We start from the raw sequence: 17,773 nt of genomic DNA, 5'->3' as shown, positions 1-17,773 counted from the left end.
GTGACGTCGCAAGACGCTGCGTTGCAGCACGTTGCGCGGCCCCTGGTGTGGGGTGGTCCACCCGTTCTAGCGTCGCTGCCCATGACCCGCCCTCACGCTCTGCGCACCGCCGTGACGGTCCTCGCAACCGCCACCGCCGTCGCGCTGCTCGCCGGCTGCAGCGGTGGCTCCGCCGCCTCGACGCAGGACTCCGGACCGGTCCGCGGCGGCACCCTGGTCTACGCGACAGACCGTGAGCCGACGTGCCTCGACCCGCACAACTCCGGTGACATGCCGCAGACCTACATCGCCCGGCAGTACCTGGACTCGCTGGTGTCACTGCAGAAGGACGGCAGCGTCAAGCCGTGGCTGGCGACGTCGTGGACGATCTCGAACGACGGCACGCAGTACGACTTCACGCTGAAGCAGGGCGTGGAGTTCACCGACGGCACTCCCTTCGACGCGCAGGCGGTGGTGGACAACTTCACGCAGATCCTCGACCCGGCGACGCAGTCGTCGACGGACCTGCTCTACCTGACCGGGTACTTCGATAAGGCCACCGCGATCAGCGACCACGTCGTCCGTGTCTCCCTGAAGCGGCCGTACTCGCCGCTGCTCGCTGCGCTCTCGCAGGCGTTCTTCGGCATGGAGTCCCCGAAGGCAATGGCGCGTGGGCTCGCCGCGAACTGCGAGTCCCCGGTGGGGACCGGGCCGTTCAAGGTCGTGCGGTGGAACCACGAGCGCGACGTCGAGCTCGTCCGGAACGAGGACCACAACAGTGCTCCAGCGGACGCGGAGCACCAGGGGCCGGCGTACCTGGACGGCATCACGTGGAAGTTCCTCAAGGACAACACGACCCGGTACGGCGCACTCAGCTCGGGCGAAGCGGATGTCATCTTCAACGTCCCGCCCGAGAGCGAGGGCCTGGCGAAGGCCGACCCGTCAATCTCCCTGCAGTCGTTCGTGCACTCGGGCGCACCCTTCAGCCTCGACCTCAACACGAAAAGCACGGTGTTCAGCGACATCCGCGTCCGGCAGGCCTTCGTACACGCATCGGACGCGAAGGAAGCCGTAGAGAGCGCCTACAACGGCGTGTTCCCGTACGAGGGCAACAACGTCAGTTCCGGCACACCGCACTACGACGAGGCGTACCACGAGCCGTTCCCGTACGACCCGTCGACGGCCCGACGCCTGCTCGACGAGGCCGGCTGGACCGGCCGTGACGAGGACGGCTACCGGACGAAGGACGGCAAGACGCTCACGGTGAAGCTGCCGTACAACGCCGACTCCGCCGAGACACCACCGGCGGACCTGACGATCCTGCAGGACATCCAGGCCATGGAGAAGCGGATCGGCATCAAGGTCGTGCTGCAGGCCCTCGACTCGTCGAGCATGAACGCGGTCTGGGGGAACCCGAAGGCGTACGACCTGCTCGGGAACTACTGGAACAGCCCCACCCCGCACGTGATGTACATCAAGTACTCGAAGGCGACCTACGACGTCGACAACGGGCAGAACTCCGCGTTCGCCTACGACGACGAGCTCGACCGGCTGCTGATCGCCGCGACCGCCACCACCGACCCGGCGGCGCAGCAGCAGGCCTACTCCAAGGCGCAGGCCCTGCTCTCGTCGAAGGCGTGGACGCTGCCGCTCTACCCGATCCAGACCCGGCTCGGGATCTCCGACCGCGTCCGCGGCGTGTGGATCGAGCCCAGCGAGGGCGAACCCGTCCTCGCCGACGCGTACCTGATCGACGGAGGCAAGTGATGACCGGCTGGACCGTCCGCATCGCCACGCGCATCGCCGAGGCCGTGCTGCACCTGCTCGCTGTGGGGACGATCGTGTTCTTCCTCGAGCACGCCGTTCCCGGCGACCCGGCGGTCGCCATCCTCGGCGGCGCGGCCGCACACCCGACGAAGGAGGCCGTCGCAGCCGTCACGGCCCAGTACGGGTTCGACCGGCCGCTGCTCGTGCAGTACGGGGACTTCCTGGCGGGACTGTTCCGGCTCGACTTCGGCGAGTCCTACACGCTGAAGCAGTCGGTCACGAGCGTCATCGCCGGACAGATCGGCCCGACGCTCGCCCTGACCGTCGCGGCGCTCGGTCTGGCCTGGGTGCTGTCGATCGCCTCGACCCTGCTCACCGCCGGGCGCCCGGGGGTGTGGGGACGGATCGGCTCGGTCGTCGAGACCGTCGCCGCCGGGCTGCCGCAGTTCTGGCTCGGGCTCGTGCTGCTCCTGGTGTTCGCGGTGCAGTTGCACTGGTTCCCGGTGATCGGGTCCGGCCCGCTCGGGATCGTGCTGCCCGCCCTCACCCTCGCGATCCCGCTCGCCGGGTTCCTCGGACAGGTGACCCGGGACGAGTTCGAGGAGAAGCAGCAGGAGCCCTTCGTGCTGTCCGCCCGGTCCCGCGGGCTGTCCGAACGGGCCGTCCGCTCCCGCTTCGTCCTTCGGCACGCGGCGCTGCCCGGCATCACCCTCTCCGGCTGGGGTCTCGGCTCGCTGGTGTCCGGAGCCGTCATCGCCGAGGTCGTCTTCGCCCGGCAGGGCATCGGGCAGGTCCTCGTCGCCGCCGTGAGCGCGCAGGACCTGCCACTCGTGATCGGCATCACGTTCGTCGTCGCGCTCGTCTACGTGGTCGCGAACGTCCTGACCGACATCGCGTACGTCGCGGTGGACCCCCGCCTTCGTCGCACGATCGGAGCCGCAGCATGAGCACCACATCGACCGTCACCGCACCACCCGCGCCCGCAGCACCCGTCGGCCTGGATCCCGCCGCCGGGCCGACGGGGGCCGGCGTCCGCGAGGCGCGCCGTGCCTCCAGTCCGATCCGGAGGGTCTCCTTCTGGCTCGCCGCCGCGTTCATCGCGCTCGTCGCGCTGGCGGCCGTCTGGCCGACGCTGCTGGCGCCGCAGGACCCGCTCGCCATCGACCTGGGCGCGAGCTTTGACGCTCCGAGCGCGGCGCACGTGTTCGGTACCGACCAGTCCGGCCGTGACGTGTACTCGCGCGTCGTGCACGGCGCCGGGCAGTCGGTCGCGATCGGCGTCGGCGCGACGGCACTCGGCCTCGCCGGTGCGCTCGTGCTGGGGCTCCTCGGAGCGTTGGGTGGCCGAGCCGTCGACGCCGTCGTGACCCGCGTGATCGAGGTGCTCTACGCGTTCCCGGGTATCCTGCTGGCGCTCATCCTCGTCGCGGTGTTCGGGTCGAGCGCCGGGACCCAGATCCTGGCGGTCGGCATCGCGACGATCCCGGGCTACGCGCGGATGGTGCGCGGTCAGGTCCTCGCCGTCCGTGGTGCCCCGTACGTGCAGGCGGAACGGGCGCTCGGGCACTCCGGCGCGCACGTGCTGTTCCGCACGCTGCTGCCGAACGCGTTCCGGCCGTTGACCGTCCTCGTCACGCTCGGTATCGGCCAGGCGATTGTCTGGGCCTCAGCGCTCGGCTTCCTCGGCATGGGTGTGCAGCCGCCCGCACCGGAGTGGGGCGCCATGCTCAACGCCGGCCGCAACTACCTACAGCAGGCCTGGTGGCTCGACTTCTTCCCGGGCGTGGTGATCGTGCTCCTCGCCCTCTCGCTCACCGCCGTCGGCCGTGCGGTGCAGACCCTGACCCAGCCGGGAGGCGCGCGATGACGACATTCACCAGCCTCACCTCCGGTGGTGCTCCGGTCGCGGATCGACCGGTCACCTCCGATCCGCTCGTCGCGGTGTCCGGACTGTCGGTCGCGTTCGGCGAGCGGACGGTCGTCCGTGACGTCTCGTTCGCACTCGACCGTGGCCGGAGCCTCGCCCTGGTGGGCGAGTCCGGTTCCGGCAAGAGCGTCACCGCCCGCAGCCTGCTCGGCCTCAACGGCACCGGTGCCCGGGTCCGAGCCACCACCCTCGAGCTCGCTGGCCGGGACCTCACGACGCTCGACGACCGGTCCTGGCGGCGCGTCCGAGGCGGGGAGGTCGGGTACGTGCTCCAGGACGCCCTCGTGTCCCTCGACCCGCTCCGCCGCGTCGGCGCCTCGGTCGCGGACGCACTGCGTGAGCACGGCGTCGGGCCCCGGGCAGCACGTGAGCAGCGGGTGCTCGACCTGCTCCGCCGCGTCGGGGTACCGGAACCAGCGCTCCGGGCCCGGCAGCTGCCGTCCGAGCTCTCCGGCGGTCTCCGGCAGCGTGCCCTCATCGCCGCCGCGATCGCCCTCGAACCGGCGCTGCTCATCGCCGACGAGCCCACGACGGCGCTCGACACCACGGTGCAGGCGCAGATCCTCCACCTGCTCGACGAACTCCGGTCCGGGGGCACCGGGCTGCTCGTCATCAGCCACGACCTCGGCATCGTCGAGCAGCTCGCCGACGACGTGCTCGTCATGCAGCACGGGGTCGTCGTCGAGCAGGGGCCGACCGAGCAGGTGCTCGGTGACCCGCAGCATCCGTACACGAAGCGCCTGCTCGCCGCGATCCCGTCGCTGCACGCCCCCGGAGCCCGCCTCTCCGACGCACCGCCGGCCGTGCTCGCACCCCGCGCTGACCGAACGATGGTCCCGGCAGGCACGCCCGTGCTCGCGGTCGAGCAGGTCACGAAGACCTACCGCGGACCCGACCAAGTGACCCGTACCGTGGTCGACGACGTCTCCTTCGAGCTGCACGCCGGTGAAACCCTCGGCATCGTCGGGGAGTCCGGCTCGGGCAAGTCGACCACGGCCGCGATCGCCCTGGCGCTCACGGAGCCGACCAGCGGCCGGGTGCTGTTCGAAGGGCGGCCGTGGTCGGGCCTGTCCGAACGGGAGCGGCGACCGCATCGTCCGAAAATCGCGACCGTGTCGCAGGACCCGCTCGGCTCGTTCGACCCGCGCAAGTCCGTTCGGCAGCTCGTCGAGTCGGCGCTCCGCGCGAGCACGGGAACCGTCGCACCGGGACGTGTGGATGCGCTGCTGACCGGTGTCGGGCTCGAAGCGTCGCACGCGGTCCGGCATCCTCGGACGCTCTCGGGCGGGCAGCGACAGCGTGTCTCCATCGCTCGGGCACTCGCGAGCGAGCCCGACGTCCTCGTCCTCGACGAGGCCGTCAGCGCGCTCGACGTCTCCGTCCAGGCGCAGGTGCTCGACCTGCTCGCCGACATCCAGGAGGCGTACGGGGTCGCGATCCTCTTCATCTCGCACGACCTCGGCGTGATCCATCACGTCAGTGACCGTGTCCTCGTGCTCCGGCACGGACGGGTCGTCGAGACCGGGACGGCCGAGCAGGTGTTCCGCGCACCGCAGGACGCCTACACGCAGGGACTGCTCGACGCGGTGCCGGGCGCCCGTGTCCACCGCGCCGCAGCAACCACGGAGGAACGATGACCACCACCACAGCCGCCACTGCCGACCGCGCGGCGCTGCTCGCCCAGTTCGCTCCGCTCTTCGACCGGATCGCGGACGGCGCCGTCGAGCGCGAACGCACGAGGACGCTGCCGCACGAGCAGGTCCGATGGCTTGCCGAGGCTGGATTCACCGCCGTCACGGTCCCGGTCGATGCCGGCGGGTCCGGCGCGTCCGCCAGCGACCTGTTCGCCCTGCTCATCCGTCTCGCCGAAGCGGACTCGAACCTGCCCCAACTCCTCCGAGCGCACTTCTCGTTCGTCGAGGAACTCCTCCTCGACGACGAGGTCGTGCGTCGCGATCAATGGCTCGAGCGCATCGCGTTGGGTGACGTGTTCGGTAACGCCAGCCATGAACGCAGTACAGCCACCGTCGGGCGCCTGTCCACCCATCTCGTTCCGGATGGCGACGGCTGGCGACTACACGGCGAGAAGCACTACTCGACCGGGACCATCTTCGCCGACTGGACCACCGTGACGGCCGAGACGCCCGACGGTCACGTCGTCGGGGTGACGGTACCGGTGCACGAGGAGGGGGTCGACGTCCGCGATAACTGGAACGGCTTCGGTCAACGCTTGACCGGCAGCGGCACGACCCGTTTCGACGGGGTGCCGGTCGAACTGTGGCAGCTCCGCGCGGAACGCGGGGACCGGAGAACCCCCTTGCCCGCGTTTCTGCAGACCGTCCTGCTCGCCTCCCTCGCTGGAGTCGCTCGAGCTGCCGCGCGCGATGCGGTGGCGTTCGTTCGGAGCCGCACCCGGCACTACCAGCACGGCGCCGGGGAGACCGCCACTCGCGATCCGCTCGTGCAAAGCGTCGTCGGCCGCATCGCAGCCGACGCGGTCGCCGCCGAGGCGCTCGTCCTGCACGCCGCCCAGGCACTGGACATCGCCCGCGACGCGATCACGAGCGACGTATCCGATGCAGGGCTACTCGTGGAAGCGGCAGAGCTCCGCACAATCGAGGTCCAACAGAACGTCGTCGAACTGGTGCTCCGCGCAACAACGACACTCTTTGAGGTCGGCGGTGCCAGCGCGACCGACCGGGACCGAGCACTCGACCGCCACTGGCGGAACGCCCGGACACTGTCCTCCCACAATCCGCTGGTGTTCCAACAACGGATCATCGGCGATCACCTGATCAACGGCGCCGACCTGCAGTACTTCTGGGCCACCGGAGAGGCACGACTGGAGAAGTAGTGTGTCAGCAGTTAGGGGTCGCAACCTGCCGGGCCGTCGGACGAACGAAGCCCACAACCGGCTCCCCCCAAAACTCGGATCACCTCGCCCGAAGGGCACGTGCAACTACTCCTTCAACAGTCACTCAGGCGAACTCAGGACGCGTTCGTCGCCGAGCGCAGACGCTGATCAGCTAGTCGCCGTCGAGGTTGTCCCGTTGCGCGTCGTGGAGGGCGTTGACGAGGTCGGATTCGGACGGTAGTGCCGCCCGCGCGGCTGGTGGCAGCAGGTCGTAGCTGGCCACCCCGACGGGACTCTGCTGGCCGGCAAGCGAGTACCGCACCACCGCATCGTTCTTGTCCGCGACAAGGAGCAGGCCGACGGTATCAGCGTGCTGAGTGCGTCTGAGGCGGTCGTCGACGAGGGCGACGTAGAAGCCCAGTTGTCCGAGGTACTCGGGCTTGAACTTCCCGGTCTTCAGCTCAATAACGACGTAGCGGAGCTGCTCGACGTGGAAGAACAGCAGGTCAACGTAGAAGTCGTCCCCGTCGACCTCGAAGTGCACCTGGCGGCCGACGAACGCGAACCCCTCGCCGAGCTCGCGGAGGGTGTCGATGATCCGGTCGACGAGTGCCTGCTCGAGGTGGCGTTCCTTCGCGTCCCCGTCGAGGGCGAGGAAATCCAGCACGTACGGGTCCTTCGTCAGCTGCTGCGCCAGGTCCGAGTCCCCCGCTGGCAGCGTTGCGGGGAAGTTCGATGGGGCGGCCTGTAGTCGGGTGTGAGCGCTGGTCTTGATCTGGTGCTCGAGAACGTTCCGGGACCAACCGTGCGAAGCCGCCTCGTGCGCGTACCAGTCGCGGAGGTAGTGATCGTCGAGGCGGTCCAGGAGCACGGTGATGTGGCCCCAGGGGAGTTGTCCAACAGCTTGTTGGACAATCGCATCCGCGGGCCACTCCCCCGCAAGCCGGCGCATGTAGAACAGGTTCGCCCGGGAGAAACCCTTCATGTCTGGGAACTCAACTCGCAAATCGGTCGCGAGCCGACCGATGACGTTGCTGCCCCACCGTTCCGTCTCCTGCCGTTCCAGGATCGTGGCGCCGATCCCCCAGTACAAGCGCACGAGTTCTGTGTTCACCCGTCGCTGCGCACTGAATCGCGCATTCCTCACCTGCTGCTTCAGCTCGGCGAGGGCTGCGGCATAGCCGGACGGGGTCGGGGTGGTGTCGGTCATCGCATCCATTCTGCCCCGCAAGACCATCTTCGACTGTTGCCGTCATGGTGCGGGCCCATTTGTATGCCACAGTAGGACAGCAAACCCTCGAATGAAAGGCGGCGTTCCTATGGCGCAGAAAGTCACCACGCACCTGGTCGATGACCTGACCGGCGACACGATCGACGAGGGCAAGGGCCGCACCGTGTCCTTCTCGTTTGATGGCAACCACTACGAGATGGACCTCTCGGACGACAACGCTGACGCGCTGCGCGAAGCGTTCTCCGACTACGTCGCCGCCGCCCGCAAGGTCAGCGGCCGCCAGAACCGCACCAACGGTGGCACCACCGCGAAGCGCGGCAACTCGGACGAGCTCGCGAAGATCCGCGAGTGGGCGAACGCGAACGGCCACGAAGTCTCGAGCCGTGGCCGGATCAGCCAGGCAGTGCGCGACGCGTACGACGCCGCACACTGACGCTCCCCCACCACGGCGACGGCCGGCACCCCGAGCGGGGTGCCGGCCGTTCTCGTTCGCGCCGATAGTTCGCTCTTATGTCAGGTCTACGTCCCGATAGTCAGTCAGCGCCTCGTACTCGCTGCGCTTGAACCTCATCGGGCAGGGCTCGCCATCCGCGTTCTTGATCCATCCAAGCTTTTCGCTTACCCGTCCGCACCGCCGCCAAGGCCCGTGAAGCGAACATCAGCAGGAGTCCGAACCCGTATGAAGTCCATGCCCAGGACGCCCATCGATCGATGAATGCACCGACGATCCAAATGAGCAGACACAGTGATCCAGCGCAGAAGAGGGCGGCGGCAGTGGCGCGTAAGCCCGGCTCCTTGGGCGCTCGGCGCTCAAGCACCCACTGTGTCGCTCTCTGGTCTCGCTCGTCCTCTATGAGTTCACGAACAACGTCAGATTCGACCCTCGCGGCAATGACCGTCAACCGCTCCACCAGAGCTAACGGATGTCGATCACGGGCTACTGTCCACATGACTGTAGCTATCGCTGCGGCTCCGGCGAGAGCTGTTGCGAACGGCTGAGCCCAGTCCGTCACGACGTTCTAGAAGGCCGCTTGGAGCGGATCGTCAACGCTCGTGATCCTCGCGTCCGCCGTCAGCGGTGTAGGTGTCGTCCTCGTTCGCGCTTGCCATGAGGAATCCTGTGCCGTCGTCGCTTTCCTGCACGTAGCCGATGAGGCCGGCGTCGGTGTTTGCGTCGCCCCCACCGTCCGCGGATTCATCAAATCCTGGTCGTCCCATGGTCACCCTCCCAATATCTGAGTTGCGAACACGATGGTAAGCGCAGCGACCGACACCAGTAGCGCGATCGATCCGGCCGCCACCCACTGGGCTCGAGCAATCAGATCTGACTCGCGCGCGCTGATCACGTCGGCCTTGCGCCGAACCAACTGGACCTCAACACCGGCCGCTGAAAGCTCCGAGTCCAGGTAGGCGTCTGCGAGCCGCTGCGCAACAAGTCCGATTCGACGCCCCGGTCGAAGGGCCACGGTCGCACACAGGAGGCCGACGCAGGCGAAGCCGAGCGCGAGAACACCAATCCAGGGAAGAACGGTCCACAGTTGAGCTACCGATGCTGCAATGATCACGCCTGCAGCGACCGCTAGAAACGACGCCTTGTTCGCAACGCTGGCGGCTCGCTGGTCGACGTCGACGGTCAGACGGTCCATTTCCTCGTTCAGCAGGCGGACTCGGTCGAACTTCAGACGACGAGCAGCCTTCGCCTCCTGTTCAGGTTCGGCATCCACGCGAGATCTCCCTTTCCGGTCCTCATCATGGCAGTCAACGTGCTGTTCGTTCGAGGCGGCAACGCGCTGCACTCAACCAAGGTCGGGGACGTCGCGGCCTCGTCGACGAACTGTCCAGGGAGCACGGGTCGGTCGCGGCAAGAGCCGGCCATCGCCCATATCGTTGTCCCATGGCACGTACGGGAACCAAGGCAGCGGCAGCATCGACCGCTGCCTACCGACCGGATGCCACTACAGAGATGCTCACCTCGCTACGGTCGTGGTGGGCCCGACGAGCGGCACAGGCTGGGCTGTCTGATCGATGGCTTGACCCGGAATACGCCGTCACCGGATTCAAGCCGTCGTTCCACGAAGCGCCGAGTGCACCAGATCTCCACGACCGGTCCGGGCATGAGCTCGGGCAGGCGTACGTGCAGACCCTCTCCCCATCAAGCCGCGCACAACATGGCCAGCACTACACCCCTGCTGACCTGGCGGATCATTTGTGGGCTCAAACCAGGACAGCGCTGGGCTGGAGCAACGCGAACCACCGGCTGCCCGGACTACTTCGGGACCCCGCGGCCGGTTCCGGGGCGCTGCTCCTGCCACCGCTCCGTGAGCATCTACGCGCCGCCGCCGCTGATGACGCGGCACTCACGCTCGCCGCACTGCCGCAGCTGATCGAAGGTGTCGACCAGGACGGCACCGCCGCATGGGTGGGGAGCGTGATTCTTGCAGCGGAGATGCTTCCGACGCTCACGCGAGTGCCAGAGAAGAACCGACGGAGCCTGCCCGCTCTCATCCGACAAGGCGACGGTTTAAGTCACGAGCTCGCACCGGCTGCGATCGCGATCATGAACCCGCCCTACGGCCGAGTGTCACTGGACGCTGCGACCCGTGAGCAGTACTCGCACGTGCTCTACGGACATGCCAATATCTACGGACTCTTCATGGCAGAAGGAGCCCGCAATCTCACCATCGACGGTGTCCTCAGCGCCCTCGTCCCGACAAGCTTCGCCGCAGGGCTTTACCAGCACAGGCTCCGGGGCTACCTCTCGGAACAGGCACCGCTACGAAGCGTGGCGTTCGTCCTCGACCGCAGCGGATCCTTCACTGGCGTACTTCAGGAGACTTGCCTGGCGGTCTTCCAACGCCGACGGCACCGTAAGACCGCCGTGTCACGGGTCAATGGGCACATCGAGCCAGTCGCATCCATCGCCCCCCCGAAGGGCGAAGGCCCGTGGCTCATACCTCGAGATCCAGCCGACGCGGCTACCGCGGCAGCCGCCGCACAGCTGCCGCTCACACTGAGCTCCGCCGGCTATCGTGCCGCGACGGGGCCGCTGGTGTGGAACCGGCGACGCGAACACATCCACGCGCGCCCAGGCAAAGCACGACGGGTGATTTTGTGGGGCGCCGACATCGACGGGGGCGAACTGCGCTGCGCTCCCGCACGAAACTCACAACGTTACCTCGCTCTCCAAAACGACCGGGACGTTGAGGTGATGACGCTGAACGAGCCTGCCGTGCTGGTGCAGCGCACCACAGCACCGGAGCAGTCGCGGCGCCTCGTCCCGGCGGAGCTCACGTTGGAGAAATTGCTGGAGCTGGGCGGGAGCGTCGTTGTCGAGAACCACGTCAACGTCTTGCTGCCCACGATGCCGCTACCGCTGCTCTCGCGAGGCACCGTCGCGCGTGTCCTCGCCACGCAGACCCTAGACCGCGTGATGCGATGCCTCAGCGGCACGGTCGCCGTGTCAAGCTATGAACTCGCTGCGCTGCCCCTTCCTGACGCTGAGGTACTTACCTCCTGGGAAGACCTCAGTGGTGACGAGCTTGAGTCCGCTGTCGCGAAGGCCTACAGGCTCGGCTGATGACGTCGCTCCGCCCCATCATTAGCCGAGAGCTAGCCGCCGACCGGCTTCTGAAGGTCTTCCCTCGGGAAGCGTTCGATACCAACCTGTCCAGCCCGATCTCTGCCGCGGGCGTCGCCGCACTCATATACGTCGGAGCCGTCGGCCCGGGAACAGACACCGTATGGGCACGACCCTCCACTGCACTGTGGATGCAAGAAGATGTTCTCCTCCACGCTGCCACGGAAAAGCACCGAGTTGCGTGGGGTAAGGCCGCAATGCGCGGACGAGAGAAGGTCGCTGCGCTACTCGACTCATGGGGCATCACGTTCGAGCAGTGGTATGCGCAAGACTCACGCGAGTCGCTCCGCGACGACTCGTGGAATCTCCTTCGCGCCAACAACGCCATGGTGACGCGGCCAGGCGTGAAAACCACCTCATCAGCAGCCCGATGGGCTCTCGCTGACCACTTCGCGGACCTCTTCGACCCCATGCTCGAAGATGACGACCTCGACGCTGCAATCGCGACCTGGGTCGAAAATCACATGACCACCAGCGCCCGCGCTAAGGCCATGGCAGTCCGCGACCACGCCCGCGCAACCGATGCCGTCCGAGTCACGTTCCCTGACGGCTCTGTCCGACTCCTCGAACCGGGACACGCCTCGCTGATCCTCAAGGGCGTGGTCGAGGAATGGGCGCCTCGCAAATTACACACGCCTCTGGTCCTTGCAATCTCAGAACCTGGAGACAAGCAGGCTTACGTTGACGAGCAGCGCCTCCAAGCGCTTGGAGTTTCCATCTCAGTCAGCCAACTACTTCCCGATGCACTACTTTTCGATGCCGGGGCGAACGGCACGTTCTGGGTCATCGAGGCCGTCTATACAGACGGCCCCATTGACGTCGAGCGGAAAGCTCAACTCCTCGACTGGGCCGCTGCGCAAAGCATCCCAGCTCATCAGGTGGCGTTCCTCACGGCGTTCGAGAGCAGAAACGCCAGTCCGGCCAAACGTCGATTGAAGGACCTTGCCCCGGGCACATTCGCCTGGTTCCGTGATGAACCAGCGTTTGAGCTCCGGTGGGATGAGATCCAGGATGACGGGAGCAAGCTCGCCCCCGTCACTTCCCTGAAGCCAAAGACTCCCTGACTCCCTCAGTCGGAAAGCGACAGTTTTTAATACTCTCCGGCGACTGTCCAGCAGTGCAGACTGCAGCAGTCCCAAGCGAGCGCACTGGTTCCGAGATTTGGTGCTACTCGAGAGCTCTAACGGCAGACTCCTGGAGGCGGGCAATTTGTTTCGAGAAGAGACTGTCGGCCCACGGAGTATAGAACAGATATCGACCCGCGTCACTGTCGATTTTCAGCTCTACCTTTGTGGCAATTGCACTCTGTTTTACAGTCCATTCCACCATCACTGGCAGCTGCATTCCCAAACGCTCGCTCAGCACACCAAAGACTCTAAATTGCAACCTCGAACCAAAACGTCCCAGTCCAGATGTTTCAGTGATCGAGTCCGCTCGCCCACCCCGCTCCCGGACCCACTCGACCAGCCTAAACTGCACTTGCTTGACGGAATCCGAAGCGGTGATCTCGACTATCGAAGGACTAATCATTGTATTTCCCCAAAATAGCATTACCGGTGGCAAAGCCAATTCCGAATGCTCCGCCAGCAATACCTCCAGCAGCCAGGCCGATACCGCCCCCCACGAGACAACCCACTCCGAAGCCGATTGCTCCTACCAAGCATCCACCCACCGCACCGAACCCACCAGCGCCAGCGCCAGCGGCAAAGTTTCCTACCGTCGCGAAGTAACCCTCGAGATCAAACTGGCCTGTAGGATCAGACCCATTCATAGGATCGTTCGCGGCATAGGCATAGCGATTTGCGTTGCTGGGATCGAGCGGGACATCGATGGTGTCTCGTTCGATCCAGCCACCGGTGATGCTGGTCTGCCACCGGTACCCGAACTTGGTGAGGCCGTTGTCTGTGCTGCTCGAGCGGAGGCCGCTCTTGAACCCGTACGGGTTCTGCTGCCACTCCGCACTGTCACTTCCGACGCCGACGGTCTCCGTGCCGTAGGGGTCGTAGGAGACGGTGTACGCGGTCTTGCCGGTGTCCGCGATCGCGGCCGCCGGGCTCCCGGTGCCGTCGATACTCCACATACTGGTGGTGCCCTCGGCGGTCTGGAGATCCAGCGGCTGCCCGGTGGTCGGGTCGCTGATCACCGAAGCGGTTCCGGAGCCGATGAGCTCGCGTGCGGCGATCACGGGGACGCCGTTCTGGTCAGTGGTGCCATACGTGTATCCGTACTCCGCTCCCCCGTCCGTGGACTGCCAGAGCAGCCTGTTCATGTCGGCACCGGCGTACTCGTAGGTGGTCGTCTCCCCGTCCTTCACCGAGGACGTCAGCTGCTGCGCGCCGTTGTAGGTGAACGTCTGCCCGGGCGCGGAGGTGAGGTTACCGACCTTGTCGTACCCGTACCCGGTGGTGGTGATCTGCCCGACCGCGTTGTACGTCAGCGTCTGCGAACTCGTCGTGTCTCCGGATGCCTTCGCGGTGAGCCGATTCCCGGCGACGTCGTACGTGTACGCCCAGGTGGTGTTCTTCGCGCCGCTGGCCTGTGCAGCCCTGGTCAGTCTGCTGTTGGAGTCGTAGGTGTACGTCGTGGTCTGACCGGTGACGTTGTTCTTGACCCACTGGATCTTGTCGGTGTCGTTGGTGCTCGTCGTCGCGCTGCAGTCACCGCCAGCGGAGATCCCGGTGATGTAGCAGTACGAGAGGTCGACCACCGGCTTGCTGGTGTCGCTTGCCTGCCAGGCCTGCACGCGGGTGACCTTGTTCGACGCGCCGTACGTGATCGTCTGGTGCGCCTGCCAGGACGTCGGGTCCGAGTCACTGTTCGCGCCAAGCCAGGCGTCGGTGCGGCGGCCGTGGTCGTCGGTCTTGTAGACCTGCTTCGCCGTGCCACCGTCAGCGGCAGGGTAAGTGGTCTTCACGAGCACGTTCGCCGGGTCGTAGTCGTGGCTGACGGTGCCGTGCTGGTCGGTGACCTGGCTGGTGTTGCCGGCGAGGTCGTACCCGTAGGACACCTGTCCACCGCCGGCGGTGTTCACCGTCGAGGTGAGCCGGTTGCGCTGGTCGTAGCTGTTGGTGATGGTGCCTGTCGCGGACTGCTGGGTGAGCTGGTTGCCGTTGCCGTCGTAGGTGTTGGTCACCGTCGGGGTGCCGTCATCGAACGCGGTGGTCAGCATCCGGTCGTCGTTGTCGTACGTATACGTCGTGACACCGCCGTTGCCGTCGGTGTGGGTCTTCACCCGGCCGAAGTCGTCGTACGCGTACTGCTGCTCACCGACCGTGTTCGCCGGCGCCGTGATAGCTCCGAGCTGGTTGTTCGCGTTGTACGTGTACGTAGTCTTCCGATCGCCGTCGCCCGGCGCGGTCGCGCTCTTCACCGCACCCCACGCATACGGGTCAGTGCCCTTCTTGTTGTACTCGAGGGTCGCCGTCGCAGCCTCCGGCCCCGTCCCGGTTCCGGTCGAGGACTGGTTGCCGGGTCCGTCGTAGCCGTAGCTGGTCTTGTTGCCGGAGCTGTCCGTCGTCGACGAGGGCAGGTACGCCGTCGGAGCTGCGGAACCGTACGTCGCGGAGCTCGTGCTGCCGGAGGCAGACTGCGACTGCGTCAGCGACTGACCGTTGTTGCCGTCGTAAGCGTTCGTCGTGGTCGACCCGCTCGCTCCGGAGCCGACGGTCGAGCTGAGCACGCCGTTGTTGGTCGACTTGTACGACCGGGACTGCTCACGATTCGCAGCGTCGACAGCCTTCGTCACGAGGTCGTTGCCATCGAGGGTGTACGTCGTGTGCGCCGCATCCGCGACCGCCTTCGACTGGTCCGACCGCGGGTCAGCAACCTGCGTCGACGTGTCCGAGACGTACGAGAACCGAGTGACCGCGGTACCGGCCGACCCCGCCGTGGCATTCCGCTGCTCGACCTTCGTGACACGGTCCGAGGAGTCGTACGTGAACGCGGTCACGCCACCGGTGGGAGCTGTGACCGTGGTGAGGTCACCGTTCGTGTAGCCGAAGGTGGTCTTCGCACCGGTCGCGTCCGTGTACGTGGTGATGTCACCCGCGGCACTCTTCGCCCACGAGACAGAACGGCTGCTCGAGCCGCTGGTCTGCGAGAACGTCTGCGTGCTGTTCGCGTACGACGATTTCGCCGTCTTCGCGCCCGGCGTGCCGGCGGTGGACACGATCTCGGACAGTGCGTACCCGTCCGAGGTGTTGAAGCTGACCTGGTTGCCGTTGCGGTCTACAACCGAGGTCGGCTGACCGGCGAGGTTGAAGTGCGTGACCGAGTTCGTCGTCCAGCCCTTTAGCTGGTACTCCGCACCCGTCGCTGACGTGCTCACACGCTCTAGGGTCTGCTGCAGTCCGGCGGGCGTGGTGAACTTGCCCTGCCCGAGCGCCAGCGACGGCGTGAACTGCCATGCCGTGCCCGCAGCGTCCGTGTAGACCACACCGGCCGCGTTCGCTGTGAGATCGCCTGCACCGGCGAGGGCGTACTGCCACCGGTTCGCGGCCATCGTGTTCGCGTCCGCGGCACGGGTGCTGCGGGAGTTGTACGCGGCGCCGATCGTCGCGTTCTGCGTCACACCCGGCAGCGACAGCGCGCTCGTGGTGACCAGCAGGTTCCCGGTGCCGACGTCGACCGAGGCGTTGGTCTGGTCCGTGATCGGGAACGGCAGCGTGGTGGCGGACTTCCGCTGACCGGTCTGGTTCGTGTCCGACGGACCGCCGGGCAGCGAGTTGTACGCACCCTGCAGGTCGACGACGAAGTCCGTCGCCGTGGTCGATGCGTTCTTGATCCGGATCTTCCCGTTCGCCCCGACCGGCACGATCGCGGTCGTGGTGCGGATCGACCCGGTGGGTGCGTAGTTGATGGCGCTGGCGCCGGGCTCGGGCATGCCGTCACCCCACACCTTCGCGTACCCACTGTTCGTACCGGAGTGGATGGCCGTGAGGGTGATCGCCACCGCCGCGAGGCCACCTTCGACACTCGAAAGCCCGCCGCGTGCGCCGGCGATCTGCACCGCGAGTGAGCTGTTCGACGCGACCGACGAGCTCTGCCGAGTGTCGATGATGCGCCCCGTCAGCGGGGTGAACCCACCACCCGGGTTGCTCGCCATGTAGTAGCCCTGCACGTCGGCGATGACGTCGATCGTGCCGCCGCCTGCAGCAGTGTCGATCGTGACCTTGCCGTCCGAGCCGATCGGCACCTGCGCCGTCATCGTCGTGGAGATGCCCTTGGTCGACACGTAGTTGAGCACACCGGTGCTCTTCGTCCCACCCGTGGGGTACGGACGCACCCAGCCAGCACCGCCACCGGTGTTCTGCACGATGACCCCGAGCGCGACCGCAGCCGCGTTCGCCGGGATCCCGTTGGCGCCGCCGACCTGGAAGGTGATGCTGTCCCCACCGGAGAGCGTGCCCTTACGGACGCCGGTCCCGTTGACGGTGTTCGCGATACGGGTGCCCGACATCGGAACAAAGCCACCCGCGCCGACACCGTTCTGCGTGCTCGTGTAGTACCCGGTGACATTGACCGACACGTTCGACTGGTCGGTGCCGGTGCGGATGCGGATCGACCCGTCATCACCCACCGCCAGCAGTGCCGTGTTCGAGGTGTTCCCACCGACACCGGCACCGTAGATCATCAGCAGCGTGTCGGGGTCGGACGCGTTCGGACGACCGACGAGCTGCCCCTGAGCACTCGCGCTCGCGACCGTGACCAGCACGCTCACCGCGCCGATGCCCGACGTCGGGAGACCGTCAACACCGTTGACCTTGACGGTCTTGAACACCCCGGCCGTCGTCCCACCCTTGAAGACCTCGGCATTGTCCGCCATCGGCACATACTGACCGCCGGTTCCCGTCACCTCCGCCCGGGCAGGAGCAGGAGCGCTGACGACCGCGAGCAGCGACCCCAACAGAGCCACGACGGCGACGAGCGCGAGGAGCACCCATCGAGAACGAGCAGCAGACAACGACGACGTCGCGAACACGCGGAAGAACCCCTCGGACGGCTGCTACGAGTGCAGCAGTCCCCATGACCGCGCTGTGTATCCACCCAGGACGCTACGGAGTAGTACTCACCAACGCACCCCCACATGTGGGGGTCGAAGCCAGCCCAGCGCACCCACTAGAAGCGCGCGTTGTCAGCTCGTGCGCCTAAACAGATAGCCGCGGTTCCGCTCTCGCAACTCGTCCGGAAGCCGATCCTTGGGTTCAGCTGGTCGTTGCAACACCACCGTGAATCGGAGTGTTGCAGATGGGACCGAGGCTGGAGCACCGTGCCCGGGAGGCGCGGTTCTGGGAGCTACTCGGACGGGGCATGAGCAGGCCTGCTGCTTGCGATGCTGTCGGCGTGCATCCGCGTCAGGGCTACCGATGGTTCAAGGCC

13 protein-coding genes are annotated in these 17,773 nt (G+C 66.6%); 9 read left to right on the top strand and 4 right to left on the bottom strand.

Annotation, left to right across the window (positions count from 1 at the left end):
• The first annotated feature begins 81 nt into the window (after positions 1-81).
• The 5 genes from H7A69_RS08310 to H7A69_RS08290 are packed head-to-tail and all read left to right on the top strand — an operon-like array spanning position 82 to position 6,527.
• Positions 82-1,746 carry an ABC transporter substrate-binding protein gene (locus H7A69_RS08310; RefSeq protein ID WP_182046620.1) on the top strand — a complete coding sequence of 555 codons (1,665 nt, stop codon included), beginning with the start codon at positions 82-84 and terminating at the stop codon, positions 1,744-1,746.
• Positions 1,746-2,693: an ABC transporter permease gene (locus tag H7A69_RS08305; RefSeq protein WP_182046619.1), complete on the top strand. Its 948-nt coding sequence runs from the start codon at positions 1,746-1,748 to the stop codon at positions 2,691-2,693. The genes H7A69_RS08310 and H7A69_RS08305 overlap by 1 nt, the downstream gene beginning before the upstream one ends.
• The gene (locus tag H7A69_RS08300) at positions 2,690-3,613 is read left to right on the top strand and encodes an ABC transporter permease (protein ID WP_182046618.1); all 924 of its coding nucleotides are present in this window, start codon (positions 2,690-2,692) and stop codon (positions 3,611-3,613) included. The genes H7A69_RS08305 and H7A69_RS08300 overlap by 4 nt, the downstream gene beginning before the upstream one ends.
• Positions 3,610-5,310 carry a dipeptide ABC transporter ATP-binding protein gene (locus H7A69_RS08295; protein ID WP_182046617.1) on the top strand — a complete coding sequence of 567 codons (1,701 nt, stop codon included), beginning with the start codon at positions 3,610-3,612 and terminating at the stop codon, positions 5,308-5,310. The genes H7A69_RS08300 and H7A69_RS08295 overlap by 4 nt, the downstream gene beginning before the upstream one ends.
• On the top strand, positions 5,307-6,527 hold the full coding sequence (locus tag H7A69_RS08290) for an acyl-CoA dehydrogenase family protein (RefSeq protein WP_182046616.1): 1,221 nt from the start codon (positions 5,307-5,309) through the stop codon (positions 6,525-6,527). The genes H7A69_RS08295 and H7A69_RS08290 overlap by 4 nt, the downstream gene beginning before the upstream one ends.
• A 172-nt stretch (positions 6,528-6,699) precedes the next feature.
• On the opposite strand, the gene H7A69_RS08285 is transcribed toward H7A69_RS08290, so the two are convergent.
• Entirely contained in the window at positions 6,700-7,737 is a 1,038-nt protein-coding gene (locus H7A69_RS08285; RefSeq protein ID WP_182046615.1) for a YhcG family protein, read from the bottom strand.
• A 109-nt stretch (positions 7,738-7,846) separates the two neighbouring features.
• On the opposite strand from H7A69_RS08285, the gene H7A69_RS08280 reads away from it, so the two are divergent.
• The gene (locus H7A69_RS08280; RefSeq protein WP_182046614.1) at positions 7,847-8,191 is read left to right on the top strand and encodes a histone-like nucleoid-structuring protein Lsr2; all 345 of its coding nucleotides are present in this window, start codon (positions 7,847-7,849) and stop codon (positions 8,189-8,191) included.
• Between the two features lie 611 nt (positions 8,192-8,802).
• Here H7A69_RS08280 and H7A69_RS08275 read toward each other — a convergent pair.
• Complete coding sequence (locus H7A69_RS08275) at positions 8,803-8,976, bottom strand: hypothetical protein (RefSeq protein ID WP_182046613.1); 174 nt, start codon at positions 8,974-8,976, stop codon at positions 8,803-8,805.
• A 2-nt stretch (positions 8,977-8,978) separates the two neighbouring features.
• Positions 8,979-9,482, bottom strand: coding sequence for a hypothetical protein (locus H7A69_RS08270; protein ID WP_182046612.1), 504 nt, complete (start codon positions 9,480-9,482; stop codon positions 8,979-8,981).
• Between the two features lie 170 nt (positions 9,483-9,652).
• Here H7A69_RS08270 and H7A69_RS08265 point away from each other — a divergent pair, with 170 nt between their 5' ends.
• Both H7A69_RS08265 and H7A69_RS08260 read left to right on the top strand, forming a co-directional pair.
• The gene (locus H7A69_RS08265) at positions 9,653-11,335 is read left to right on the top strand and encodes an Eco57I restriction-modification methylase domain-containing protein (protein ID WP_182046611.1); all 1,683 of its coding nucleotides are present in this window, start codon (positions 9,653-9,655) and stop codon (positions 11,333-11,335) included.
• Positions 11,335-12,459 (top strand): BsuBI/PstI family type II restriction endonuclease, encoded by a 1,125-nt coding sequence (locus H7A69_RS08260; protein ID WP_182046610.1) that lies wholly within the window; start codon positions 11,335-11,337, stop codon positions 12,457-12,459. Before H7A69_RS08265 ends, H7A69_RS08260 begins: the two co-directional genes overlap by 1 nt.
• Before the next feature lie 458 nt (positions 12,460-12,917).
• On the opposite strand, the gene H7A69_RS08255 is transcribed toward H7A69_RS08260, so the two are convergent.
• Positions 12,918-17,219: an RHS repeat-associated core domain-containing protein gene (locus H7A69_RS08255; protein ID WP_182046609.1), complete on the bottom strand. Its 4,302-nt coding sequence runs from the start codon at positions 17,217-17,219 to the stop codon at positions 12,918-12,920.
• Positions 17,220-17,641: 422 nt separating this feature from the next.
• Here H7A69_RS08255 and H7A69_RS17650 point away from each other — a divergent pair.
• A partial coding sequence (locus tag H7A69_RS17650) for a helix-turn-helix domain-containing protein (protein ID WP_411469357.1) occupies positions 17,642-17,773 on the top strand: 132 nt, incomplete at its 3' end.

Origin of the sequence: Curtobacterium sp. ME26 (assembly GCF_903970945.1) — a bacterium.
GTDB lineage: Bacteria > Actinomycetota > Actinomycetes > Actinomycetales > Microbacteriaceae > Curtobacterium > Curtobacterium citri.
The sequence above is the reverse complement of the archived record's forward strand: the minus strand, read 5'-3'. Positions and strand labels throughout refer to the sequence as shown.

Excerpts from the sequence above, each read along its gene's own strand:
- H7A69_RS08310 (WP_182046620.1), top strand. The coding sequence starts at position 82 with ATGACCCGCCCTCACGCTCTGCGCACCGCCGTGACGGTCCTCGCAACC.
- H7A69_RS08305 (WP_182046619.1), top strand. The coding sequence starts at position 1,746 with ATGACCGGCTGGACCGTCCGCATCGCCACGCGCATCGCCGAGGCCGTG.
- H7A69_RS08300 (WP_182046618.1), top strand. The coding sequence starts at position 2,690 with ATGAGCACCACATCGACCGTCACCGCACCACCCGCGCCCGCAGCACCC.
- H7A69_RS08295 (WP_182046617.1), top strand. The coding sequence starts at position 3,610 with ATGACGACATTCACCAGCCTCACCTCCGGTGGTGCTCCGGTCGCGGAT.
- H7A69_RS08290 (WP_182046616.1), top strand. The coding sequence starts at position 5,307 with ATGACCACCACCACAGCCGCCACTGCCGACCGCGCGGCGCTGCTCGCC.
- H7A69_RS08285 (WP_182046615.1), bottom strand. The coding sequence starts at position 7,737 with ATGACCGACACCACCCCGACCCCGTCCGGCTATGCCGCAGCCCTCGCC.
- H7A69_RS08280 (WP_182046614.1), top strand. The coding sequence starts at position 7,847 with ATGGCGCAGAAAGTCACCACGCACCTGGTCGATGACCTGACCGGCGAC.
- H7A69_RS08275 (WP_182046613.1), bottom strand. The coding sequence starts at position 8,976 with ATGGGACGACCAGGATTTGATGAATCCGCGGACGGTGGGGGCGACGCA.
- H7A69_RS08265 (WP_182046611.1), top strand. The coding sequence starts at position 9,653 with ATGGCACGTACGGGAACCAAGGCAGCGGCAGCATCGACCGCTGCCTAC.
- H7A69_RS08260 (WP_182046610.1), top strand. The coding sequence starts at position 11,335 with ATGACGTCGCTCCGCCCCATCATTAGCCGAGAGCTAGCCGCCGACCGG.
- H7A69_RS08255 (WP_182046609.1), bottom strand. The coding sequence starts at position 17,219 with ATGGCGGACAATGCCGAGGTCTTCAAGGGTGGGACGACGGCCGGGGTG.